Origin of the sequence: Lysinibacillus sp. FN11 (assembly GCF_024628845.1) — a bacterium.
Lineage (GTDB): Bacteria > Bacillota > Bacilli > Bacillales_A > Planococcaceae > Lysinibacillus > Lysinibacillus capsici.
The window spans coordinates 2,785,528-2,808,780 of the sequence record NZ_CP102383.1; the positions used below are offsets into that span (position 1 = coordinate 2,785,528).

Consider the following 23,253-nt stretch of genomic DNA (forward strand, 5'->3'; position numbering starts at 1 on the left):
ACGAAAGCTATTATACCGAATTTCTATAGGTTGCGCACTATCCGTTAGATTGATAGTTTTATCCATCACTTTTTAATTTCTATCTGTCACTTTCTCATTTCTTTCATCATTTAAAAAGCCTACTCTTCTAAAGAGTAGACTTTTCTAACATACCTTTCGAGGCGGCTACTAAGGCTTCCACCGTTGCCAAATCTCCTTCGTGTAATGCTGTAACAATGGCACTACCGACAATTACACCATCTCCCAAAGCTCCCATCTTCTTCACTTGCTCAGGTGTCGAAATACCAAAGCCTGCAAGCACAGGGATTGGACTTGCTTGACGTAAGCTTGCAAAATGCTGTTCTAAATTATTGGCAAAACGCGATCTTGCTCCTGTGATCCCATTCACGGTCACTGCATAAACAAAGCCCTGACTAACTGCTGCGATACGTGCTATACGCTCTGGAGGGCTTGTTAATGAGACGAGTTGTACCATATCAATGCCATATGGATTTAGTGCCTCACGTAACAACTCGCTCTCTTCCAATGGAACATCTGGTACAATTAATCCCTTAACTCCCCCAGCTATACAGGCTTGCGCAAAAGGCTTTAAGCCATATGCTAATACTGGATTGAAATAAGTCATGACTACGAGAGGCACTGTTATTTCATCTCTAAATGACGCGAGTGTTTGCAACACGCTTCTTAATGTCACACCAGCTGCGAGTGCACGTTCTCCTGCTCGTTCGATCGTTGGACCATCAGCGACAGGATCTGTAAAAGGAATCCCTACTTCAATAGCTGTTACCTCTAATTGCTGCAGTTTTAAGATAGTCGGCTTAATGGTCTCTAGCCCTCCGTCACCTGCCATGATATAAGGTATAAAAGCCTTATGACCTGCAGCTTTTGCCTGTTCGATCGCTTGCTGTATAGTTGTCATTTAACATCCCCTCCTAGTGCTGCTCGAACTGTGTGAACATCTTTATCTCCTCGACCAGATAAGCACACAACAATGATTTGATCTTTTGCCATGGTCTTTGCAAGTTTAGCCGTATAAGCAATGGCATGAGAACTTTCAAGTGCAGGCAGTATCCCTTCCGTTCGGCTTAATAATTGTAGTGCCTCCAGTGCTCCAGCATCTGTGATGGAGTCAAATTGCGCTCGACCAATATCATGTAAATAACAATGCTCTGGTCCTTTCCCTGGATAATCTAACCCAGCTGAAATAGAATGTGCTTCTTGGACAAAGCCGTTTTCGTCCTGTAATAAATACATGTAGGCGCCATGTAATACACCTAATTGTCCACCTGCGATGGCCGCAGCATGTTTCCCAGTTTCAAGACCACTTCCTGCTGCCTCAATACCGTATAAGGCAACTGATTCATCATCAACGAATGGGTGAAACATACCGATTGCATTACTGCCACCTCCAATACAGGCAACAACTGCATCTGGTAAACGCCCCTCTTTTTGCACGATTTGCTTTCTTGTTTCTAACCCAATAACACGCTGAAAGTCCCGAACAATTTTTGGAAATGGATGAGGACCTAAGGCAGAGCCTAAAATATAGTGGGTATCTTCAACATTTGTCACCCAGTAACGTAGTGCAGCGTTCACAGCATCCTTTAATGTTTTAGAACCACTTTCCACCGATTGAACCTTTGTGCCAAGCAACTCCATACGAAAGACATTTAACTGCTGACGTTTTATATCTTCTGCTCCCATAAAAACAACACATTCTAAATTCAATAATGCACATGCAGTAGCCGTTGCCACACCATGCTGACCAGCACCTGTTTCAGCAACGATTTTCTTTTTACCCATGCGTTTGGCTAGAAGAGCTTGCCCAATCGCATTATTAATTTTATGTGCACCTGTATGGTTTAAATCTTCACGCTTTAAATAAATCTTTGCTCCATCTAGCGCCTTCGTTAAATTTTCTGCGTAATAGAGCGGTGTTTCGCGGCCAACATAGTCTTCTAAATAATAGGACAGCTCCTCTGTAAATGCAGGGTCTAGTAATGCTTGCTCATAAGCAGCTTCTAATTCAAGCAAGGCTGTCATTAATGTTTCTGGCACAAACCGACCGCCAAATTGCCCAAAACGCCCTTCATTTGTCGGTACACTATTTGCGATTGATATTCCCATCATCTGCTCCCCCTCTTTACTGCCTGTAAAAAACCTTGTATTTTGGTAGAATCCTTGCTTCCATCTGTTTCCACGCCACTCGAAACATCCACCATAAAAGGCCCAACATCTGTAATGGCCGCTTCAATATTGTCTACATTGAGACCACCCGCTAATAGTAATTTTTCTTTGGGAATCCCTACTTGCTCAAGGAGTGTCCAATCAAATGTGTGACCACTTCCGCCTTTAAACTCTGTACCAGGCGCGTCAAATAAATAATAATCTACCTGATAATTGGCAGCCGCTTGAACATCCTCTTTTTCTCGTATCGATAATGCCTTTATGGCGGGATAACCTTGCTCCTGAATAAATGCTGGCGTTTCCTCCCCATGATATTGCACATAATCTAAGGGCACCCGCTCTACTGCTTCCTTTAATTCGGCTGGCGTTGGATTCACAAAGACACCTATTTTTAAAACGCCTTGTGGTACATGCTTCGCTAACAGTTGGGCTTGCTCAATGGATACACGGCGTTTACTCGGTGCAAAAACAAACCCTATAGCATCTGCACCAGCATGAATAGCTGTTTTGACATGTTCTTGCTCCTGTAGACCACAAATTTTGACCTTTGTCATACCGATGCCCCCTCTTTACTTACTTGCAAATCCCGTAGTGCTTGCCCAGCATCTCCACTCCGCATTAAAGCTTCACCTACCAGGACACCACTAGCCCCCATCGAGGCTACTAGCTTCGCATTGTCTCTCGACCATATGCCGCTCTCACTAATTAATACTCGATTCTCATCAAATGGAAACACATTAGCAATTTCTCTGGTACGCTCTAGGCTTACTTCAAAGGTACGTAAATCTCGATTATTAACGCCAATTAACTTTGCATCTACTGCTAGAGCGCGTTCTAGCTCCTTACAATCGTGTACTTCCACTAAAACTTCTAGGCCTAAGCCTGTTGCATAGCTATATAAATCACGTAAGGCATCATCTGTTAAGGCTGCCACAATTAATAAGATAATGGATGCACCTGCTGCTTTGGCAAATCGGATTTGCACTCGATCAATCATAAAATCCTTACAAAGAAGTGGCGTATCTACTGCACCAGCAACTGCTGCTAAATCTTCAAAGGAGCCTTTAAAAAATTCCTTGTCTGTTAAGACCGAAATAGCTGCTGCTCCTGCTAGTTCATAGACTTGTGCTTGAGCAACTGGGTCTGCTCCGCCAGCTATTAATCCTTTCGAAGGCGAAGCACGCTTCATTTCAGCAATGACTTGCAATGTATGGGCTTGACGCAATGATTCAATGAGCGAGCGACGTGGCGTTTCTGTAAAGTTTGCTAAAGGATCTGGCTGCTCTAATAAAGCACCTACCTCAATCTTTTTTTGCTGTAAAATTTTATTGAGTATATTCATTATCCAACCTCCACTTCTTTGATTTGCATGCTAAACGTTACAACCGCCTCTAATTTTTGTTGTGCTCTCCCGCTAAAAATACTTTCCTTTGCCATGGCTACACCCTCTTTGATGGTTTCCACTAGACCATAGCCAAATAAGCCGATGCCAGCATTTAATAGAACTGTATCTAAATAAGGACTCTGTTCCCCAGCCAATATTTTTTGCATTATCACCGCATTTTCATCTGCATTGCCACCACGAATGGCCTCTAAAGGGGCCATTTGAAGACCGACATCTTCTGCGGTTAGGGAAAAGGGAATCAGATCTCCTTTATCTACTAAAACCAATGTATTTTGACCTGCTAATGAAGCCTCGTCTAAGCCTTGTGGTCCTGAGACGACAATGGCTCGCTCACGTCCAAGCATTTGTAAGACTGAGGCATATTCCATGACAAAATTCGGTCGATTAATGCCTGTAAATTGTGTGGATAATGGGACCGGATTTGTTAAAGGGCCAACAAGATTAAAGATCGTCGGTTTTCCTAATGAACGGCGAACTTCACCAATTCTCTTTAATTTCGGATGAACATTCGGTGCATAAATAAAAGCGATTCCCTCTCTCTCTAGCAAATGGGCTGTTTGTGGGATAGAAATAGCTGTATGAATACCTAGTGCCTCTAACACATCTGAGCTACCAGAGGAGGAAGAGATTTTACGGTTCCCATGCTTGGCAATTTTGACACCTGCCCCAGCTAACACGAAAGCAGAAGCTGTACTGATATTAAAAGTATGAAGACCATCTCCACCTGTACCGCAATTATCCATATAGCTACCTTCTTTTACAGCTATATCAAGAGCAAAAGATCGCATAATAGTTGCTAATGCGGCTACTTCATGTGCAGTTTCTCCCTTCGCAGCTAAAGCTGTTAAAAAGCTTGCTATTTCTTCCTTAGGAGTATCATCTTGAAATAACCATTGCGCTGCCTGTAGCATTTCTTCGTACATGAGATGTGTTCCCTGCAGTACTTTCCTTTGTAATCGTTCCATTAGTTTTACCCCCCATTGTTCACTAGTAACTGTAAAAATGCCTGTTCTTCCTCTTGCACTTGATGTAATACGTTTTGCACATTTGTATATTTGGTAACAGTTATTGTTGCTTGCAAATGCATTGTATCCTGCTTAACTACAATAGATTGACCTGTTAAGGCAAAATCCAAATGACCATTAAATCCAATAAAGCCGAGAGCACCAAAATTACCAGCTGTATGTGGAAGCTTTGGAGCTGAAAGTGGTGATATAGTTGCTGCTAAAACATCAAGGGCATGAAGCATTGGTAAAAGCTTTCCTTCCACCCTAGTCGTCATATGTAGTGCCTTTTTGGACCGCTGGATACGCATAGCCTCCATGACCTGAACAGAATCTCGAAAACAAATCGACTGTAATTCTTGCTGAATAGCCCTAACAAGAACTGCATGTGATTGTCTAATGCCTTCATGGTTATATAATTTGCGTTCATTTTCTAGGTCTTCATTTTTTGTTTCCCCTCGCGGATATGCTCCCTCTGTAGGAGTCGCAATAACGCTTTCACCTTTTACTCGTATTAGACTTTCAGGAGAAGTACCTAATACAACATGATCCTCAAATTCTATATAATACATATAGGCTGCAGGCTTTTTTTGCGTAGCTGTCGATACAGAGCCAACGTATCGCCTTGAAAATTTGCTACATTGCGATTCGGCAAAACCACCCTTGTTATGTCATCATGTAAGTTGGCTTGCATTGTCTGTAAAACCGTTGCAAATGATTCATTTGTTGTAGCATCAAGCGGTTGATAACGATAAGATGCTTCGTCACTGATATGCCCGTTTACTATTTGTTGAGCCAAATCTTCCAAATCAGGTTCTTGCTTTTCTGCATCTATAGTTGTATGAATCAATGTCACTTCATCTGTTTGATGATCGAATACAATAATCGTTTCATAGACATGAAAATGAGCATCAGGCAGTTCTATTTTTTTATCTACGAACATCGTTGTACCGCCAAAGCCTATATATCCAACGGCACCACCTGAAAATGGAAATTGTGTCGTATTGGAAATACGTGGCATGAGGCGTTTAAGAAGAACAAAAAGCTCCCCTTGATGCACGTATGTTTTTCCTGTTTTATAGGAAACCTCTTGGATTTCTTGACCCACACCTGTATATGTTTTTCGTGGATTAGCCCCAATAAAGGAAAACCTTCCAGCTCCTTCATGTTGAGCAGAACTTTCCAATAAAAATTTATGTTTTCCCTGTAAACGCCTAAAAATCAAAATAGGTGTTAAAGAATCGCCATTGATCGTTTTCATTTTTGTTCTTGAACTCGTTATTTGCATAGCTACTTTGCTCCTTTTTCAAAGATTCCTTTAGCTAATGTCTAGACGAATGCTGCATGAAAATAAAAAAGCCCTCTGCAAAAAGGATTATTCCTAATTGCAGAGGACGATTATGACCGCGTTGCCACCTCATATTAGAGCATATGCTCTCACTTTTGTGCTTTATGGGTATGGTAAACCATACCTTGAAAGCACCCCTATAACGTGGGGAATCACGTTCGCTTTTTTATAAGCGACTCTCATAAGTCCATTCACATAAGCTGTAAATCAGTTTACACCAGCCACTGACTCTCTTTATTACACACTTAGGCTACTACTCTTATTCAACAATTTCTCAGCTATTCTCATCTAAACTCAGCTCATCTGTTCTGCGGCTGACCTCGCTCCCGAGACCTTCTACCTTGACCGAACAAAAAGTTAGCCTTAATTCTATGCCAATCCAATACTATTGTCAATCAATTCTGACGAAAAAAGTTAAAATTCCTATTTTATCAGCAGAATCAAAAAGTAGGTATATTATCCTTCTATAAAAACTTATTGGAGAATAAGATTTCCTACGATTGAAAATTCCTTGACTATTGACCATGTAAATATATCAAGTTATAGTAATTTCAGAACATCAATTTTTTCCATATAATAAAAGAAAGTAGGAAGTTTATGTCCGTTCGCAAAAAATTAAATATAGGATTCATTTCCTTAACATGTTTACTTTTTATCTCAAGCATCGTATCATTTATTCAATTTAAAACAACACAGAATGATTTAGAAGAAGTATTGAAGCATCGGATGGTGCAAATCCAATTAACAGATAAAATCCAACAACAACTTGCGTCTCAAGGTTTATTTTTACGCTCCTATATTTTAAATAAGAAGGACGAAACAGCTAAGGCCAATTTAGAGCGCTATGAAAAGTTGTTACCTGAAACAGTTCATGAACTTTCTACTATTGTTCGATCAGATTATACAAAAAATATTATGCAGCAAATCACGGAATTGCAAAAAGAGTTACTATCAAATTCACAGAAAGCTTTACAAGCGTTTAATAGTGGCAACACCGATCTAGCACTCTCTATCATCAATAATGATGTTACAAAATACAATAAGGACATTTTTAAGTTAACAACTGAATTATTAGCTTATCACGATGAACAGCTTCAAAATGTTGACCAATCTGTTAATCAAACCGTTTCACGCGCTATTATCATTGCTATTAGCCTTCTCCTTGCAAGTATTATTATTGGTTTATATTTTATGCATATGGTTAAAGCCTCCATTATCCTGCCCCTACGCAAGGTTATTGGAGCAGCAGATACATTAGCACAAGGTGATTTAACAATTGCTGAGCTTGACCATCAATCAAAAGATGAGATCGGTATACTTGCAAATGCAGTCAATACATTAAAACAAAATCTAGCTGGTTTAATGACTAACATACAAGATAGTGCATCCCATTTATCGGCCGTTTCAGAAGAGCTTTCTGCTAGTACTGAAGAAGTAACCGCAACTTCTGATAATATTGCTCAACGAATTCAAAATAATGTAACACATATCACTTCTTCTGCTAGTGCCTCTCAGCAAAGTGCTGTGGCAATGGATGAAACTGCATCAGGGGTCCAACGCATTGCGGAGGCGACTCAAAGTCTTCATCATAATGCAGAAAATCTGACTCAGCTTGCCCATACAGGTGGTACAACGATTGCAACAGCAAAAGAACAGATGAATATGATCGCACTAGCAACTTCTGATATTGCAACATTAACGCAAAAACTAAGTAAGCAATCAGAAGAAATTGGACAAATTACAACAGTGATTACAGCTATCTCAGCACAAACAAATTTACTGGCACTAAATGCTGCCATTGAAGCAGCAAGAGCAGGAGAACACGGGAAAGGCTTTGCAGTCGTAGCGGATGAGGTACGAAAACTTGCTGAGGAATCGAATCAATCTGCCAATCAAATCGTTGCTATTACAAAAGAAATTCTAACAGATACGCAAAATGTAGCAGCATCAGTAGACAATGGTTTAGCTTCTGTAAAGGACGGCGTAGCCAAAATTCATGAGGCTGGAGATGCTTTCTATTCCATCACCTCTGCTGTTGCTGCATTCACAGAGCAAATTGAAGAAATTTCTGCCACATCTGAAGAAATCTCTGCTAGTGCAGAGCAGGTTGCAGCTTCTGTTACGGAAATTGCCAATGTTTCTAACGAATCAGCAACGAATTCTCATATGATTGCAGAATCTGTTGACGAGCAAGTTGCGACCATGCAGCAGGTAAATACTGTCGCAGAAGAATTAAGTGAAAATGCGCAACAGCTACAAGGCTTAATCCAGCAATTTAAACTGTAAATACTATATGAAAAATCTGCTGCTTTTTTAAAAGGCAGCATTTTTTTGCATGAAAAAAGCAGAGAATAGAAAACCATTCGTTTTCCATTCCCTGCTCACTATCTTATACAGTAGGTTCGTCTGTACCCCATTGTTTTTTCTCTTTTTTGTGTAGCTTTCCATCTGTTTTTTTCATTTCACGAATTTTTAATGAATACCAGATTTGAGCTGCGATACAGATTGAAGAATACATACCTGTAATCAAACCAATCAATAAAGCGATAGAGAAGTTTTGAATAGATGGTGCACCAAAAATTAATAGGGCTACAACAACGATAATTACAGTTAATACTGTATTAACCGAACGACCCATTGTTTGACGTAGCGATTTATTCACGATATTCGCCAATACTTCACGGTCATTAATGGTATCATAGCGATTTAAGTTTTCCCGCATACGGTCAAAGGTAACGATCGTATCATTGATGGAATACCCAACAATTGTTAATACAGCTGCAATGAACGTAATATCTACTTCTAAACGCATGAAGCTAAAGACGGCAACGATTAAGAATACATCATGCAATAATGAAACAATTGCACCAATACCCATGCGCCATTCAAAACGAATTGCCACATAAATGATGATCCCTATTGCTGCAAGAGATAAAGCCTTAATCGCATTTTTTACAAGCTCCTTACCAACTGTAGGCGATACGGTACTTACCGCTGGTTCATGACCATATTTTTCGCCAGCTTCTTTTTTAAATTCTATAATTTCTGCTTGTGTAAGGTCATCTTTATAGCGAATGACTGCTGTATTACTTTTATCACCAGAGAGTATGATATCCTCTGATGAAAAATCAATACTATCTAGATATTTGGATACTTCTTCTTTTGTTAATGTTTGGTCAGATTCAATTTGGACACGAGTACCACTTGAGAAATCAATACCTAGGTTGAGGCGGAAAATGCCAAGAACCACTAAACCAGCCACTAAAATGGCTAATGAGAACGTATAGAATTTCTTACGGTTATGAACAAAGTCAAATCGATCGAATTTCGTTGATAAATCTAATGTACCAATATTTTCATCTAGACTATGCTGTTTGGATTTTGCAATACCAAACCATGCTGGACTGTTGAAATAGCCACTGTTAACAAGTAGTCCTAATAGGACACGTGAGCCCCAAACTGCTGTTAAAAAGCTCAATAAAATACTAATAATTAATGTTGTAGCAAATCCTTTAACAGAGCTTGTTCCCCATTGGAACAATACTGCTGCAGCTAATAAAGTTGTCAACTGCGCATCAATAATGGCTGATAAAGATTGTTTAGACCCAATTTGGAAGGCTTGTTTAACGGAATAGCCTACTCGCAGCTCTTCACGAATACGTTCAGCCGCTAAAATATTGGCATCTACAGCCATCCCTATACCAAGAACAATGGCCGCAATACCTGGGAGCGTTAATACCGCATTAATCCAGTCAAAGACCACTAATACTAGGAAGGTGAACACAGCCAATGTAATAATGGAAATAAAGCCTGGTAAACGATAGTAGAATAGCATAAATAAGAAAATAACTACTACGCCGACAATACCAGCAAAAATCGTACTTTTCAGTGCTGCATCACCAAATTGAGCACCAACAGAAGTTGAGTAAATTTCATCTAGTTTTACAGGCAATGCCCCTGCATTTAAAATATCTGCTAAATTTTTTGTTTCTTCAACAGAGAAGTTACCGCTAATCATAACATCTGTTGTATTTAATGTTTGACTAACAGTTGCTGCCGATGCATAGCGAGGCTTTGCCTTTTGTGATTCCGCTTTATAGGAATCGACTCCCTCTTCAAAGTCTAACCATACAACCAATAAATTTTGACCTGCGGGTTTTGCTGCTATTTTACTTGTTATATCAGCAAATTTTTTGGCATCTTTTAAAGTTAAGGATACAATCGGACGATTTTGTTGGTCAAAAGAGTCTTTAGCACCGTTTGCTTTCAAATCGTCTCCATCTAATAATAAATTATCATCAACATCACGGAATGTTAAATTCGCAGAAGTAGACAGTAACTTTCGTGCCGATTCCTGATCCTCAACACCAGCTAATTGCACGCGAATACGATTTTTGTCCTCAACCTGAATACTCGGTTCACTAACCCCCATCGTATTTACACGTTCACCAAGTGCAGTGGATGTTGCAGTGACAATTTCTGGTGTGATTTTTTGTCCTTCTTTTAATTCATTTACCTCGTAAAGCACTTCAAACCCGCCCTGTAAGTCAAGACCAAGCTTGATGTCCTTTAAGACGCCGTTTACAGTCGTACTAATACCTGCTGCCAATAGCACGATAATCAGTAGGAATGCAACTATACGACTTTTTAGTTTCATTAATAAATCCTCCTCGAATTGGTGTAAGGGCTGTCCTTACACGCCAAACAAGTAACTAGCAATACCTTTTGAAACGTTTAATCCTCCTTTTCATCTAGAATCGTGTTACCTGTGCTTCAAAAAGGTTGCTTTACTTAATTCAATCGTTCATAACGCGCAAGTTTATCTTAGTATTATTAGATACTAGTCTTCCAAATGTCAATAAAAGCATAAGTGACTTATGTAAGTAAGAACTTATTCAAAATAAAAAAAGCGCAACACACTTATTATGAAACAGGTTGCGCTTTGTGTCAATTCAACACGTATAGGATTCTTTTAAATCTTGTAAGATTTGACACATCATTGATTACGTTCTGACTGGACCAAGCAGTAATTGTAACTCGTCTGTATTGACTTCTTCAAACCAATTATTACTTTGTAAAAACTCTACTTGATTAAATGAGACGATATCAGATGGTGATACTGAAAAAATGGTAGAAATGACTTCATGTAAACGTAGTTGCTCAATTTTCTTTTTACGCCATTTTTTTTCAATACAGTAGCGCCATAGTTCTTCGGCTGTAATAGCATTGTATTGATAATGCTGGAACTCTGCTATCTTACTATCAATTGCCGGACGAATCTTTTCAAATAGTTGCTCATATTGCATACTCATTTTGAATCATCTCCAATCAAAGTCGTAACGTAAGACATGCTTGCATACAAATAGTGTAAATGAATTTTTGCGGCTTGAGAAGGGACGGATGGCATGAGTTCTTTTGTACGAGGTACATTATTTTTAATGTTTGTGATTTTTTTATCTAAACTTTTTGGCTTCTTTTATAGAATGCAATTTATGCGGATTGCTGGTGAAGAGGCTGTCGGTATTTATATGACCGTCTATCCAGCGTTTATTTTCTTCATCTCACTCATTCAACTAGGACTACCTATCGCTGTGGCTAAAATAGTGGCTGAACTACTAGCAAAAAATAAACGTGAGAACATCTTTGGTGTCATGCGTACAGCCATTCTTTGGTCATTCATTGGCATGATCATTTTTATGCCACTCGTTGCACTAACAATACCATATATTTCAACAACTCTATTACATAATGAACAGACAACATTTACACTATGGATTGCACTCTTTGCTGTACCAGTATCAGTTGGATCTGGCTTATTACGTGCCTATTTACAAGGTGTTGCTAAGATAACACCGACAGCATGGGCACAAATGATCGAACAAATTGTACGTATTAGCTTCATTACTTTGATGCTACCCTATGTGGCTAATTACAATAATGCTGCTGTCACGGCTGCGGCGGCAATGGGCATTACACTGCTAGCCGAAGTTGTAGCATTCTTGTATTTATGGCTACACTATATCGTTTCCAAAAAGAAATTACTGACACGAAAAACTAAAATTGAAGGGTATCCTGCATCACCAATGTTGCGTATTGCCCTTCCCTCTGCAGGCAGTAAGCTTTTTGGTTCTTTCACTTGGTTTTTAGAGCCGATTATCTTTTTAAAAGCTTTGACTGTGGCCGGTTTAACCGCTTCTGCTGCCACTATTTTATATGGTGTCATCTCCGGTGTTTTGGTGCCATTACTGTTATTTCCAGCGTTTGTATCAACAGCCTTATCGATTGTGCTCATTCCAGCTGTTAGTGATGCCGTCGCTCGTCAGCACATCCCACTATTACAGGAACGAATTTCGGTGTCCCTAAGATTGTCTTCGCTAGTGGGGTGCTTTGCTGCTACGTATTTCTTTGTGCATGGAGATGAATTAGCTATGAAGCTTTTTCATTTAGAAGAAAATCGTGGGTACGTTAAAATTTTAGCACCTATTTTTTATTTTTATTATATTCAAAGTCCTCTACACTCCATCTTACAGGCAATTGGTGAGGCAAGAGCTGCCATGATGAACTCCATCTATGGTGGGCTAGGTAAACTATTTGTGATGTTTGTACTTGCCTCTCAACCAGGTATCCAGGAAAAAGGAGCCGTTGTAGCTATTGGCTTTGGGGTTTTACTAACGTCGTTCTTGCATATTGCAACAGTTAGACAACGTAAAAACCTGCGCGCTGGCTTCAGAATGTTTGTCGTGCCTTATAGTTGTTTTATTGCTGTTTGCGTCGCCCAGTATTTCCTTATTCCAATACTATCCCTACCATTTATTTTAAGTAGTGGTGTGACATTATTTTTGCTATTTACCTTTTTATTATTTACCAATCAGTTGCGTATTACCGATTTCCGTTACATTAAAAAATTAGCGAAGAAAGTCTAGGATTCCTTTAATTGGATATGCAGCTTATTGTCTTCCCAAATACAAAAAAATACCGTTTCACTGTCAGTAATATTATTTTTTGCTAGCTCACCCATTAGCCAGTCCACATCTTTATGCATAGTAAATAAATGTCTTTCTTGGATATCACCGTCGATAATCAATGGATACACAAAGGCTTTTTCATCTTTTTTATAGACAGAAAGATTGCCTGAAGGCTCTAAATACGCAAACGCTACATCTGTCACAGATGCAATTCCGTTTTCTCGTAATTGCTGACATAAATCATCTAAATTATAGCGGTGTTTTCTCATCTCACTCTCTAAAATAACACCGTCTTTTACTAATAAAGCAGGGTCACCATCCACTAGGTCACGTATTTTTTTGAACTTTAATGACAAAAAGGCACTTAATATTTGAATAAAGAGCAAAATAATGATAGGTAGTATCGCATTAAAGAGAGGATTTTTATAATCGTCTAGCGCAAAGGCTGCTACTTCTGCAATTAATACAAATACGACCAAATCGATGACTGATAATTCACCTACTTCTCGTTTACCCATTAAACGGAAAACGATGATGATAAACACATACAAAAAGCAAGTTCTAAAAATAATATGGTAATATTCTTCCATATAAACACCCCCATACTATCAAGGTGACCTTACTTATTGTTTTTTATACAGTTTTCAAGGAATAGTCCCTACTTGTTCGTACACACTAACATAGAACTTAGATGCTTATCACAATAAACATGCAAACAAGGTGAGGACATGATAAAAAAAATAATTGTTTTCGTTTTTGTTTATATCCTTTTTCTTATTAGACCTTATCCTATTTACGGGTATCAAGAACAGGAAATACCTATTCTTATGTACCATCATTTAGAGGACAATATAAACAACACTACAGTTATTTCACCCAAAAACTTCGAAAATCAAATGAAATTACTTAAAATGGAAGGCTATCAGGCCATTTCTGCTCAGCAATTATATGATTACTTAAACGACCAAGCACCGTTACCTCAAAAGCCAGTGTTAATTACTTTTGACGATGGGTATTTTAGTAATTATGAAAAAGCTTACCCGATATTGAAAAAATATGATATGCATGCAGAAATCTTTGTGATTGCAAGCCGAATCCTAGAGATGAATGGAAACAATCACTATCCAAATGAAACTGCAAAGATGAATTGGGATCAATTAAAGGAAATGAAGGATTATATTACAATCCAGAGTCATACTTGGGACTTACATTATAAATTACTTTCAAAAAATGGTAAACTAAATGGCGCAGTATTTGGTCCTGGTATTGTGAATGGGCAACTAGAGAGTCAGGTTGAATATGAAGAAAGGGTAAGAAATGACTTTATTCATTCAAGAAAAATAATCAAAGAAAAGTTAGAATATGAACCAATAGCAATAAGCTATCCTTATGGGATTTATTCACCCTCCACCATCAAATTAGCCAAGGAAGCTGGCTTTAAAATGGCCTTTGTCATACAAAATAAACATGTGAAAAAAGGCGATTCCCTATTTACATTAAGCAGAATAACGATTAATGGCAATGATACTGGTGAGGCATTCATTCATAAATTAAAAACTGCAACTGCAAAAAACATCTAAACACAGCCATCCAATATTGTATAAAAAAGACTTACAATATAGCTATCGCCTATTGTAAGCCTTTTCTTCTTTGTTACTGATTGTCATTGACAATTCGTCCAATTGCTTGACGGTCAAATTTCACACGTACATTGTCAGCAATTTTTAATGTCACTGCTGTGTCTTCAATTGCATCAATAACACCGTGTAAACCACCAATTGTAATGACTTTATCTCCACGTTGCAAACTACTTTGCATATTTTGTGTTTCCTGCTGTCTTTTTTTAGCTGGACGGATTAAGATAAACCACATTGCAACGAACATTAATAATATTGGTGCTAATCCTAATAATTGATCCATAATAGCATCTTGCCCCCTTTCCAAATCTCACTTTTTTAGTATAGACTATTCCACCATTAAAAAGCGATGGACAAGCCCAAAAATTTTCTCAATTACTAATATTTTTTCTATGATTGACAATATTTTGCTAGAAATATTCACTTTTTACAAAGTTTTGAATGATTTGCAAAACTATTGCTATTGATGATGGACATTAGGGGATGCCTAATGTCCTTTTTTAATTTAGCGCATGTAATGATCCTATTCGTCTAGTTTAAAAGTTTTTTGCATCTGGCCCATTAAAGCCGTATTTTTCAAAGAACTCTTCACGGAAATCACCAAGACGATCTTGACGAATTGCCTCACGCACTTGCTCCATCAATTTTAATAGGAAGTGTAGATTATGATAGGATGTTAAACGAATACCAAACGTTTCTTCCGTGCGAATAAGGTGACGAACATAGGCACGAGAGTAATTTTTACATGTATAGCAGTCACAGTTCGGATCAATCGGCCCAAAGTCACGTGCATATTTTGCATTTTTCACTACTAGACGTCCTTCTGATGTCATCAGTGTTCCATTACGTGCAATACGTGTTGGCAGTACACAGTCAAACATATCAATACCGCGAATTGCCCCATCAATTAAAGAATCTGGTGAGCCAACACCCATTAAATAACGAGGTTTATTTTCAGGCATCATTGGCGTAGTAAATTCTAAAACGCGGTTCATCACATCTTTCGGTTCTCCAACGGATAATCCACCAATTGCATAGCCAGGGAAATCTAGTTCTACTAACGCTTCTGCTGAGCGGCGGCGTAAATCTTCGTACTCTCCACCTTGAATAATGCCAAATAAGCCTTGCTCCTCTGGACGCTGATGTGCTTCCTTACAGCGTTTTGCCCAACGCGTTGTACGATCAACTGATTTCAGCATATAATCATGTGTCGCAGGATATGGTGGACATTCATCAAAGGCCATCATAATATCAGAGCCTAAATCATTTTGAATTTCCATTGCCTTTTCTGGGCTCAAAAATAATTTATCTCCATTGAGGTGATTACGGAAATGAACGCCTTCCTCTTCGATTTTTCGGAATTGACTAAGTGAAAATACTTGGAAACCACCTGAATCCGTTAAAATTGGACGATCCCAGTTCATAAATTTATGAAGTCCGCCTGCTTCTTTGACAATATCATTACCTGGACGAAGCCATAAATGGTACGTATTAGACAGAATAATACCGGCATTCATCTCTTTTAATTCTTCTGGTGACATGGTCTTCACCGTTGCTTGTGTGCCCACCGGCATAAATGCTGGTGTTTCAAAGGAGCCGTGTGGTGTATGAACGATGCCAAGACGTGCTCCTGTTTGTTTACATGTATGAAGTAGTTCATATCGAATTGCTGGTTGTGTCATAAAATAAATAATCCTTTCTTATCTGAAGTAAAAACAGTACTCCGATTTTATCCACTATTATTTTTTGGGACGTATAAACATTGCATCACCAAAACTAAAGAAGCGATATCTTTCTTCTACAGCTTGCTGATAAGCACTTAAAATGGTCTCACGAGTGGCTAGCGTACTAACAAGCATAACTAGTGTTGATTTTGGTAAATGGAAGTTTGTGATTAACCCATCCACCACCGTAAAATTGTAGCCTGGATAGATGAAAATAGACGTCCAACCTTGTTCTGCTCGCACTTCTCCCTCATATTTAGAACCAATTGTCTCTAATGTACGAGTAGAGGTTGTCCCAACAGCTATTACCTTGCCACCGTTACGCTTTACGCGATTAATTGTATCTGCTGCTTGTTCTGTAACACTATAGAATTCCGCATGCATTTCATGGTTCTCAATCGAGTCTACACTAACGGGACGGAAAGTGCCAAGGCCTACATGTAGCGTAATAAAGACAACCTCTACGCCTTTAGCCTTCACTTGAGCTAATAGCTCCTCTGTAAAATGCAGCCCAGCTGTAGGCGCTGCAGCAGAACCACGCTCTTTGGCATAAACGGTTTGATAACGATCCTTATCCTCTAGTTTTTCACGAATATAGGGAGGTAACGGCATTTCACCAAGTTGCTCTAAAATTTCATAAAAAATACCATCATACTGAAATTCAAATGTACGTCCGCCATGTTCAAGCTCACCTGTACATGTAGCTGTTAATAAACCGTCACCAAATGTGATGACTGTTCCTACCTTTACACGCTTTGCTGGTTTTACAAGTGTTTCCCACTCATCTGTACCAGCCATTTGCTTCAGTAGCAATACTTCTATATGTGCACCTGTTTCTTCTTTTACACCCATTAAACGAGCAGGTAAAACTCTTGTATCATTTAGTACAAGACAGTCTCCAGCATGTAGCTCGTCTAATACATGAGCAAAATGGTGGTGCTCCACTTTATTTGAGCCCGGTGTCACGACCATTAATCGACTCGCTGTACGATCGACTAATGGTGTTTGGGCAATAAGCTCCTCTGGTAATTCAAAATCAAAATCTTCTACACGCATGAAAATAACTTCCTTCTTTATGTTTGTTGGGGATACTCATATCCAAAATGTTCGTAGGCTAAATGTGTGGCTACTCTTCCTCTCGGGGTACGTTGAATAAGGCCAATTTGCATCAAATAAGGCTCGTAAACATCTTCTATCGTAACCCGTTCCTCACCAATTGATGCAGCAAGAGTATCTAAGCCTACTGGGCCTCCTCGGAATCGCTCAATCATATTGGTTACAAGTTTATGGTCAATATGATCAAGCCCTCTAGGATCTACTTGTAACAGCTCTAGTGCTTGCTGTGCAAGACCCTCCGTAATCATACCATCTCCAAGCACTTGTGCATAATCTCGCACTCGTTTCAATAAACGATTGGCAATTCGAGGTGTTCCACGTGAGCGTCTCGCCATTTCCATTGCTGCTACTTGCTCTATTTCTACCTCAAATAAATGTGCACTTCTCACAACAATTTCAGCAAGTGATTGGTCATCATAATATTCTAGGCGCAGCAACACACCAAAGCGATCTCTTAGAGGAGCAGATAGGGCACCCGCTCTTGTTGTTGCACCTACAAGGGTAAAGGGAGGTAAATCAAGTCGTACAGAACGTGCTTCAGGACCTTTTCCTACCACAATATCTAAGCAGAAGTCTTCCATTGCTGGATATAGTACTTCTTCAATAGCACGGGGCAGGCGATGAATTTCATCAATAAATAAAACGTCTCCAGGCTCTAGTGAACTTAGAATAGCTGCCAAATCTCCTGGACGCTCAATCGCAGGGCCACTTGTCATGCGTACGTTAACATTCATCTCATTTGCGATGACAGCAGCTAGGGTCGTTTTACCAAGTCCTGGAGGTCCATATAACAACACATGATCTAAACTTTCTTGGCGAAGCTTTGCCGCTTCAATGAATATTTGTAAGTTTTCCTTAACTTTATGTTGCCCAATATACTGGGCTAATTTTTGAGGACGTAAAGATAACTCAAACTGCTCATCATAGCTGCCTGCTTCACTTGCCATCATACGTTCAGACATGCACCTTTCCTCCTTTCCTTATTTTAATTTTAGCAGTAGTTGCAATGCTTGTTTCATAAAGGCATCTGTCGTTTCAAGTTTATCGTTATCCTCTAGCTGTGGTTTAATTTTTTCTAGCTCTTTTTCAGAATAGCCAAGTGCCATTAAGGCAAGTAAGGCCTCTTCTAATTCGTGTTTATATGCATTCACACCAAACAAAGGTAACTCATCTTCTGCACTAGGTAACTCCAGTGTATCTAATAATGAACCAAGTTTGCCCTTCAAGTCGAGGATCATTTGACGTGCTGTTTTCTTACCAACTCCAGGGAATTTCACTAAAAACGCTTCATCCTCTCGTTCAATTGCGCTAATAACCTGTTGTGGATTACCTGTAGCTAAAATCGCTAAAGCGCCCTTTGGTCCTATTCCTGAAACTAAAATAAGCTTACGGAATAACTCACGCTGATCTAGATTAGGGAAGCCATATAAAACTTGTGCATCCTCTCGTACATGCAAATGAACATATATCTGTTGTTCAAGGGCAGATGTTCGAAAAGCAAATGGATTGGGCGTATTAAGTTGCCACCCAATCCCCTGTTGTTCCAGCACAATAAATTCAGGTGTAATACGAGTAATTTGTCCTTTTAAATAATCATACATCTATAATCCCTCACAATCATCGTCTTCGATTATAGCATATAGCGAACGAATGCTCGACAAAAAGTAGCGTCGAAACGCCGTTCGCAGACAAAAATGACCGCCAGTTGACGGTCATTTCTTGACAAATCTATCAATATCGTACCACAGTTTTGGCCAATAGGTGAGGGCTCGTTTTGTAAACGGTACTAAATAATCTAAAAATACTAGCTGTTGCTCTAGTGGTAAATCTATAGCAAACAGCCATTCTCGTAATAACTCATTCGGATATTTTAAGCGATGAAGCTTTCTTTTATCCAGTCGTTTCAGCTCAGGTAACTCTGCAAAAATCTTTCCAAGATCATAATCTACAGCAGGTAACACACGATGTAACCATAAAATATACTCGTCATCCGCTTCACCAAGGTGTGCTAAATCAAAATCAATTAAACGTAATTGTCCATCGGAGCACCATAAAAAATTATGATGAACTACATCCCCATGCAATAGCGTAATCTCTTTTTCAGGTGCATCTTCCAATGCAATCAATTGTAATGACTTATCACTATAATGCAGTATTTGATCAATTTCTTCTTTCGTTAAAAATGTTCGAAACTCATTTCTTCTACTTTTAAAACGCATATGACGCATTTGCCATTTTAAAAGCTGTGAGTAGGTATGCAAGCCTGGCATGCGCTGCCAAGCAATCTTTTTATGTGTATCATGTAAAGCGATTAATAGTCTAAGAGATTCCTTACGATCTTTTTTATGCGCAAAGTTAGCACCGTGGCTTCCTTCTTGCCACATTTGCACAATTAACTGCTCATCATCGCTCTGAACTAATGGTAGGATCAAAGAAGGTTCCATACGTCCTAATTGGCGATGAATGGTTCTTACCTTCTCTGCAATTTCCACTTGCTTTGCACGTTTGACAAAATAATTTTTCGATCGATACTTATATTTCCAAATATTTGGCTTTACTTCTTCTACAATATATGCTTTTTCACCATCGATAAGGCGTCATCCCGCCTGGGAAATAATGCGGTGACATCCAAGGACCTGTTGCTGATTGGCATGGTGGTGGCGGGCAATGACAAGGGTCCATTTGCCAATTTGGCATCATCATTGGTTGTGTGCCACAGCCACAAGATTGACCCATGTTCATATCTGGCATCATCATTGGTTGTGTGCCACAACCACAGGATTGCCCCATGTTCATATCTGGCATCATCATTGGTTGTGTGCCACAACCACAGGATTGCCCCATATTCATATCAGGCATCATATCCATTTGTGGCTTCATTTGGTGATCTTGCGTATGGAAGAATGGTGATGTGGACTCTAAAAAGTCTTCCATTCCACCAACTTTATGATCTGGCATGTCATAGGACATTGGCTGCTGTGGCATCGTATAATGCTCGACCTGCGGCTGCATTGGCATCGGCCACCACATCTGATGATAGATCGGCTGATGGCAACTTGAACAATGTGGTACGGCAGGCATTTGTGGCATGATATGCATTGGTGGATGTGGTGCTGGTTGTGGCATTGGCATTGGCTTCGGTTTAGCTACAGGTGGTGGTGGCGGTGTAGGTGCTGGCGGCGGTGGTGGCTGTATTTGTACAGGTGGTATTGTAACATTTTGCTCCATTTGTGGCATCACCAATTGCTGGTGCCAATTCATTTCCACAGGCTGCGGTACCCACATCGGCTGTTGTGGCATCTGCATTGGCATTGGCATCGGTATTGGTATCGGTATCATTTGTGGTTCTGGCATTGGCATAGGTGGTGGCGGTACAATTGGCGGTGGTGGTGGCATTGGTCGCTGTACCTCTTTTTTAGGACTTTCCTTTGGTGTCTCCTTATGCACTTGTGTTTCCTTTTTCGGCATTTCTTTATGTGAATCTCTATGCGGCTCTTTGTTTATTTTTTCAGGCAATATAATTTCCATGCCTGGAACAATATAATCTGGGTTGGCAAGATGGACATTGAGCCGCTTCAAATCTTCAAACGAAATGCCGTACTCTTTCGCAATCTTCCACAATGTATCTCCCTTTTGAACAATATGAATACGCAATTTTTTCCTCCCTTCCTCTCTACGTATCATATGTTCAATGTTTCATTTGGATACAAAAATTTCAGCAAGTTAGAAAAGCTTCATGGTACACTAATTCATAAGGAATACGGATTCCTTTATTACGAGCAGGGGTGATCTCTTATGAAAAAAATGTTAGGCGAAGAACGCCGACTGCAACTATTAGCGCAATTAAAAAAAAATAAAGGACCTATAACTGGGACAGACTTAGCTAAGTTCGCCAATGTTTCTAGACAAGTAATCGTCAATGATATGACTTTATTAAAGGCAAGAAATGAGCCTATTATTGCTACAAGCCAGGGCTATCTTTATATGCATCAAGAACAAATACAGCAAACCGTTGAACGAACATTCCCTTGCTTGCATACATCAGAGCAGACAGAAGATGAATTAATGACGATTGTAGACTGTGGCGGAACCGTCAAAAATGTCATTGTTGAACATCCGATATATGGTGAACTGACAGCCTCAATCATGGTATCCAACCGCCATGAAGTGAAACAATTTATCGAACGTGTGAATGCAACACAGGCCAATTATTTATCTGCTCTCACTGGTGGCATTCATTTACATGTCATCACAGCACCCTCTGTTGAAGTTTTAACATTAATTGAGCGAGCTTTACAAAAAAAGGGTTACTTAGTGACAGATCAATGAATAGCAAAAGCACCGTCTGAAAATTAATTTCAAACGGTGCTTTCTGTTTTTAAGGCAGGTATTGTGTCGTAAGCACGGGTATTTCTCTTCTCTCCGCAACTATTGCTCCCTTAAAGGCGGCAATTTCCCTATCAGGATAGAAATCTTTGTCGTTGCTCGGGCGTAGGCAATAAGCATTCACTTTTTTTCCCAAACAAACGATAGCGTTGCTTTGCAAATAATCGATATAATGCATTGCGAATAAATGGTGGTACAAGGATGAAGGCATAGAAACAAGGCCACAATCCATCAAATTTACGGCAAATGTTTAACGCAGCGGTAGATTCAACAGACACTTTCCCTTGTTCAATAAGAATTACACTATCTATATTCTTTGGAATATGATATTGAGTGAGGAACGATTGACCAACCTCGCTTTGCAGCGATGCAAATTGAAAATAGCCCGCTTGATCATGTTTGATGATAAATTGAACAGTGCTATCACAAAAATTACAGACACCATCGAATAAAATAATCCCCCCCATCTTCTTTCCTCCTCCTTCACATTACTATGCTTCGTCTGATGTTACATAAGTAAAATAGGTACCTAGAGATTTTACTTTGCAACCTAGCGCAGCTAATTCTTCCATTGCCCCACGCATCATCGGTTCCTTTTCATCTGCTAATACATCAATCATAAAGAAATAATCACCTAATCCTGTTTTTAATGGACGTGATTCAATTTTACTTAAATTTAGCTGACGCCATGCAAAAACAGAAAGCACCTGATGTAATGCACCTGAACGATCTGTTGGTAAGGTAATCATAAATGTTGTTTTTGCTTGCCCATCTGATAGCTCTTGTGGCAATCGTTTATTTTGCTTAGACAGTACATAGAATCGTGTATGATTAAAATGAAAATCATGGATATTCTGCTCCACTATTTCAAGACCATACTTTTCCGCTGCGGCTGCATTACCAACTGCCGCTATACACTCTTGTGGATTCTCTGATACATATTTCGCTGCTGCTGCAGTTGAAGTTGTTTGATGTAATGGTACATGACTAAAACGATAAAATAAATATTTATGACATTGAGCTAGTGCATGCGGATGAGAAAAAACACCTTCGATTGACTGCCAATCATCCTTCTGCGCTTTATTGACCATTAAATGCTGCTGAATTTTCAGTAATAACTCTCCAGTTACATAAAGTGTTGCCTCATGGAATAAGTAATCTAATGTTAATGATACAGAGCCCTCTAGCGCATTTTCTAGCGGCACGACAGCTAAATCTACCTTTCCCTCTGCAACAGCCTCTATACATTCTGGAATCGTGGCACACGGTACAAGCCACTCATTTGGAAAAGTAGCTTTTGTTGCTAAGTATGTAAATGATGCTTCTGGTCCTAGATAGGCGATTCGATTTTCCCATTGTTGCTTTGTCATTGCATTTACCTCCTTTATGGCACAATAAGGAGCAGTCCCTCGTGATGAATAACGCTTGGGACAGCTCCTTATTTGAGCTTTGTTATCGTATCTTTACCCATTGGGGTTATT

The 23,253-nt window shown here is 39.4% G+C and carries 23 protein-coding genes and 1 other annotated feature; of the genes, 4 read left to right on the forward strand and 19 right to left on the reverse strand.

The window, feature by feature from the left end; all coding sequences use genetic code 11:
* Positions 1–127 precede the first annotated feature (127 nt).
* From trpA to NP781_RS14905, 7 genes are read right to left on the reverse strand one after another with little or no spacing between them, the layout of a single operon-like run.
* A complete protein-coding gene (trpA, locus tag NP781_RS14875) occupies positions 128–919 on the reverse strand; it encodes a tryptophan synthase subunit alpha (protein ID WP_257520252.1) in 792 nt (263 codons plus the stop codon).
* On the reverse strand, positions 916–2,127 hold the full coding sequence (trpB, locus tag NP781_RS14880) for a tryptophan synthase subunit beta (protein WP_257520253.1): 1,212 nt from the start codon (positions 2,125–2,127) through the stop codon (positions 916–918). Before trpB ends, trpA begins: the two co-directional genes overlap by 4 nt.
* Positions 2,127–2,741 carry a phosphoribosylanthranilate isomerase gene (locus NP781_RS14885; protein WP_221679927.1) on the reverse strand — a complete coding sequence of 205 codons (615 nt, stop codon included), beginning with the start codon at positions 2,739–2,741 and terminating at the stop codon, positions 2,127–2,129. Before NP781_RS14885 ends, trpB begins: the two co-directional genes overlap by 1 nt.
* Positions 2,738–3,529: an indole-3-glycerol phosphate synthase TrpC gene (gene trpC, locus NP781_RS14890; RefSeq protein ID WP_257520254.1), complete on the reverse strand. Its 792-nt coding sequence runs from the start codon at positions 3,527–3,529 to the stop codon at positions 2,738–2,740. The genes NP781_RS14885 and trpC overlap by 4 nt, the downstream gene beginning before the upstream one ends.
* A complete protein-coding gene (trpD, locus tag NP781_RS14895) occupies positions 3,529–4,557 on the reverse strand; it encodes an anthranilate phosphoribosyltransferase (RefSeq protein ID WP_221679923.1) in 1,029 nt (342 codons plus the stop codon). Before trpD ends, trpC begins: the two co-directional genes overlap by 1 nt.
* Before the next feature lie 5 nt (positions 4,558–4,562).
* A complete protein-coding gene (locus NP781_RS14900) occupies positions 4,563–5,168 on the reverse strand; it encodes a chorismate-binding protein (protein WP_257520255.1) in 606 nt (201 codons plus the stop codon).
* The gene (locus tag NP781_RS14905) at positions 5,156–5,884 is read right to left on the reverse strand and encodes a chorismate-binding protein (RefSeq protein ID WP_257520256.1); all 729 of its coding nucleotides are present in this window, start codon (positions 5,882–5,884) and stop codon (positions 5,156–5,158) included. The genes NP781_RS14900 and NP781_RS14905 overlap by 13 nt, the downstream gene beginning before the upstream one ends.
* 99 nt (positions 5,885–5,983) lie before the next feature.
* Positions 5,984–6,220 (reverse strand) — a binding site (T-box leader).
* Between the two features lie 321 nt (positions 6,221–6,541).
* Between NP781_RS14905 and NP781_RS14910 the strand changes: the two genes are divergently transcribed.
* Positions 6,542–8,230 carry a methyl-accepting chemotaxis protein gene (locus NP781_RS14910; protein ID WP_257520257.1) on the forward strand — a complete coding sequence of 563 codons (1,689 nt, stop codon included), beginning with the start codon at positions 6,542–6,544 and terminating at the stop codon, positions 8,228–8,230.
* A gap of 103 nt (positions 8,231–8,333) precedes the next feature.
* On the opposite strand, the gene secDF is transcribed toward NP781_RS14910, so the two are convergent.
* Together secDF and NP781_RS14920 are read right to left on the reverse strand one after the other, a co-directional pair.
* The gene (gene secDF, locus NP781_RS14915; protein ID WP_257520258.1) at positions 8,334–10,601 is read right to left on the reverse strand and encodes a protein translocase subunit SecDF; all 2,268 of its coding nucleotides are present in this window, start codon (positions 10,599–10,601) and stop codon (positions 8,334–8,336) included.
* A 346-nt stretch (positions 10,602–10,947) separates the two neighbouring features.
* A complete protein-coding gene (locus NP781_RS14920; RefSeq protein WP_257520259.1) occupies positions 10,948–11,256 on the reverse strand; it encodes a post-transcriptional regulator in 309 nt (102 codons plus the stop codon).
* Between the two features lie 93 nt (positions 11,257–11,349).
* Here NP781_RS14920 and NP781_RS14925 point away from each other — a divergent pair, with 93 nt between their 5' ends.
* Positions 11,350–12,867: a putative polysaccharide biosynthesis protein gene (locus NP781_RS14925; protein WP_004226701.1), complete on the forward strand. Its 1,518-nt coding sequence runs from the start codon at positions 11,350–11,352 to the stop codon at positions 12,865–12,867.
* Here the strand turns inward: NP781_RS14925 and NP781_RS14930 are convergent.
* Positions 12,864–13,499: a DUF421 domain-containing protein gene (locus tag NP781_RS14930; protein ID WP_066036504.1), complete on the reverse strand. Its 636-nt coding sequence runs from the start codon at positions 13,497–13,499 to the stop codon at positions 12,864–12,866. The genes NP781_RS14925 and NP781_RS14930 overlap by 4 nt on opposite strands.
* Positions 13,500–13,637: 138 nt before the next feature.
* Here NP781_RS14930 and NP781_RS14935 point away from each other — a divergent pair, with 138 nt between their 5' ends.
* Positions 13,638–14,489 (forward strand): polysaccharide deacetylase family protein, encoded by an 852-nt coding sequence (locus NP781_RS14935; RefSeq protein WP_257520260.1) that lies wholly within the window; start codon positions 13,638–13,640, stop codon positions 14,487–14,489.
* Positions 14,490–14,562: 73 nt separating this feature from the next.
* On the opposite strand, the gene yajC is transcribed toward NP781_RS14935, so the two are convergent.
* The 7 genes from yajC to NP781_RS25545 all read right to left on the reverse strand — a co-directional run bounded on the left by yajC (position 14,563) and on the right by NP781_RS25545 (position 21,040).
* On the reverse strand, positions 14,563–14,829 hold the full coding sequence (gene yajC / locus NP781_RS14940; RefSeq protein WP_004226696.1) for a preprotein translocase subunit YajC: 267 nt from the start codon (positions 14,827–14,829) through the stop codon (positions 14,563–14,565).
* A 253-nt stretch (positions 14,830–15,082) separates the two neighbouring features.
* A complete protein-coding gene (tgt, locus tag NP781_RS14945; protein WP_016991901.1) occupies positions 15,083–16,228 on the reverse strand; it encodes a tRNA guanosine(34) transglycosylase Tgt in 1,146 nt (381 codons plus the stop codon).
* A gap of 57 nt (positions 16,229–16,285) precedes the next feature.
* Positions 16,286–17,326 (reverse strand): tRNA preQ1(34) S-adenosylmethionine ribosyltransferase-isomerase QueA, encoded by a 1,041-nt coding sequence (gene queA, locus NP781_RS14950; protein WP_221679909.1) that lies wholly within the window; start codon positions 17,324–17,326, stop codon positions 16,286–16,288.
* Positions 17,327–17,343: 17 nt separating this feature from the next.
* The gene (gene ruvB, locus NP781_RS14955) at positions 17,344–18,348 is read right to left on the reverse strand and encodes a Holliday junction branch migration DNA helicase RuvB (protein WP_221679907.1); all 1,005 of its coding nucleotides are present in this window, start codon (positions 18,346–18,348) and stop codon (positions 17,344–17,346) included.
* A gap of 18 nt (positions 18,349–18,366) precedes the next feature.
* Positions 18,367–18,987: a Holliday junction branch migration protein RuvA gene (ruvA, locus tag NP781_RS14960; protein WP_004226690.1), complete on the reverse strand. Its 621-nt coding sequence runs from the start codon at positions 18,985–18,987 to the stop codon at positions 18,367–18,369.
* 111 nt (positions 18,988–19,098) lie between these two features.
* A complete protein-coding gene (locus NP781_RS14965; RefSeq protein ID WP_257520261.1) occupies positions 19,099–19,878 on the reverse strand; it encodes an aminoglycoside phosphotransferase family protein in 780 nt (259 codons plus the stop codon).
* Positions 19,879–19,966: 88 nt separating this feature from the next.
* A complete protein-coding gene (locus NP781_RS25545) occupies positions 19,967–21,040 on the reverse strand; it encodes a LysM peptidoglycan-binding domain-containing protein (RefSeq protein WP_306827396.1) in 1,074 nt (357 codons plus the stop codon).
* Between the two features lie 141 nt (positions 21,041–21,181).
* Between NP781_RS25545 and NP781_RS14975 the strand changes: the two genes are divergently transcribed.
* Positions 21,182–21,715 carry a transcription repressor NadR gene (locus tag NP781_RS14975; RefSeq protein ID WP_257520262.1) on the forward strand — a complete coding sequence of 178 codons (534 nt, stop codon included), beginning with the start codon at positions 21,182–21,184 and terminating at the stop codon, positions 21,713–21,715.
* Positions 21,716–21,846: 131 nt separating this feature from the next.
* Here the strand turns inward: NP781_RS14975 and NP781_RS14980 are convergent, their stop codons facing one another.
* A complete protein-coding gene (locus tag NP781_RS14980) occupies positions 21,847–22,239 on the reverse strand; it encodes a thiol-disulfide oxidoreductase DCC family protein (protein ID WP_257520263.1) in 393 nt (130 codons plus the stop codon).
* Positions 22,240–22,263: 24 nt separating this feature from the next.
* The gene (gene pheA, locus NP781_RS14985) at positions 22,264–23,142 is read right to left on the reverse strand and encodes a prephenate dehydratase (protein WP_004226680.1); all 879 of its coding nucleotides are present in this window, start codon (positions 23,140–23,142) and stop codon (positions 22,264–22,266) included.
* Positions 23,143–23,253: the final 111 nt, after the last annotated feature.

Excerpts from the sequence above, each read along its gene's own strand:
- trpA (WP_257520252.1), bottom strand. The coding sequence starts at position 919 with ATGACAACTATACAGCAAGCGATCGAACAGGCAAAAGCTGCAGGTCAT.
- trpB (WP_257520253.1), bottom strand. The coding sequence starts at position 2,127 with ATGGGAATATCAATCGCAAATAGTGTACCGACAAATGAAGGGCGTTTT.
- NP781_RS14885 (WP_221679927.1), bottom strand. The coding sequence starts at position 2,741 with ATGACAAAGGTCAAAATTTGTGGTCTACAGGAGCAAGAACATGTCAAA.
- trpC (WP_257520254.1), bottom strand. The coding sequence starts at position 3,529 with ATGAATATACTCAATAAAATTTTACAGCAAAAAAAGATTGAGGTAGGT.
- trpD (WP_221679923.1), bottom strand. The coding sequence starts at position 4,557 with ATGGAACGATTACAAAGGAAAGTACTGCAGGGAACACATCTCATGTAC.
- NP781_RS14900 (WP_257520255.1), bottom strand. The coding sequence starts at position 5,168 with ATGTATTATATAGAATTTGAGGATCATGTTGTATTAGGTACTTCTCCT.
- NP781_RS14905 (WP_257520256.1), bottom strand. The coding sequence starts at position 5,884 with ATGCAAATAACGAGTTCAAGAACAAAAATGAAAACGATCAATGGCGAT.
- NP781_RS14910 (WP_257520257.1), top strand. The coding sequence starts at position 6,542 with ATGTCCGTTCGCAAAAAATTAAATATAGGATTCATTTCCTTAACATGT.
- secDF (WP_257520258.1), bottom strand. The coding sequence starts at position 10,601 with ATGAAACTAAAAAGTCGTATAGTTGCATTCCTACTGATTATCGTGCTA.
- NP781_RS14920 (WP_257520259.1), bottom strand. The coding sequence starts at position 11,256 with ATGAGTATGCAATATGAGCAACTATTTGAAAAGATTCGTCCGGCAATT.
- NP781_RS14925 (WP_004226701.1), top strand. The coding sequence starts at position 11,350 with ATGAGTTCTTTTGTACGAGGTACATTATTTTTAATGTTTGTGATTTTT.
- NP781_RS14930 (WP_066036504.1), bottom strand. The coding sequence starts at position 13,499 with ATGGAAGAATATTACCATATTATTTTTAGAACTTGCTTTTTGTATGTG.
- NP781_RS14935 (WP_257520260.1), top strand. The coding sequence starts at position 13,638 with ATGATAAAAAAAATAATTGTTTTCGTTTTTGTTTATATCCTTTTTCTT.
- yajC (WP_004226696.1), bottom strand. The coding sequence starts at position 14,829 with ATGGATCAATTATTAGGATTAGCACCAATATTATTAATGTTCGTTGCA.
- tgt (WP_016991901.1), bottom strand. The coding sequence starts at position 16,228 with ATGACACAACCAGCAATTCGATATGAACTACTTCATACATGTAAACAA.
- queA (WP_221679909.1), bottom strand. The coding sequence starts at position 17,326 with ATGCGTGTAGAAGATTTTGATTTTGAATTACCAGAGGAGCTTATTGCC.
- ruvB (WP_221679907.1), bottom strand. The coding sequence starts at position 18,348 with ATGTCTGAACGTATGATGGCAAGTGAAGCAGGCAGCTATGATGAGCAG.
- ruvA (WP_004226690.1), bottom strand. The coding sequence starts at position 18,987 with ATGTATGATTATTTAAAAGGACAAATTACTCGTATTACACCTGAATTT.
- NP781_RS14975 (WP_257520262.1), top strand. The coding sequence starts at position 21,182 with ATGAAAAAAATGTTAGGCGAAGAACGCCGACTGCAACTATTAGCGCAA.
- NP781_RS14980 (WP_257520263.1), bottom strand. The coding sequence starts at position 22,239 with ATGGGGGGGATTATTTTATTCGATGGTGTCTGTAATTTTTGTGATAGC.
- pheA (WP_004226680.1), bottom strand. The coding sequence starts at position 23,142 with ATGACAAAGCAACAATGGGAAAATCGAATCGCCTATCTAGGACCAGAA.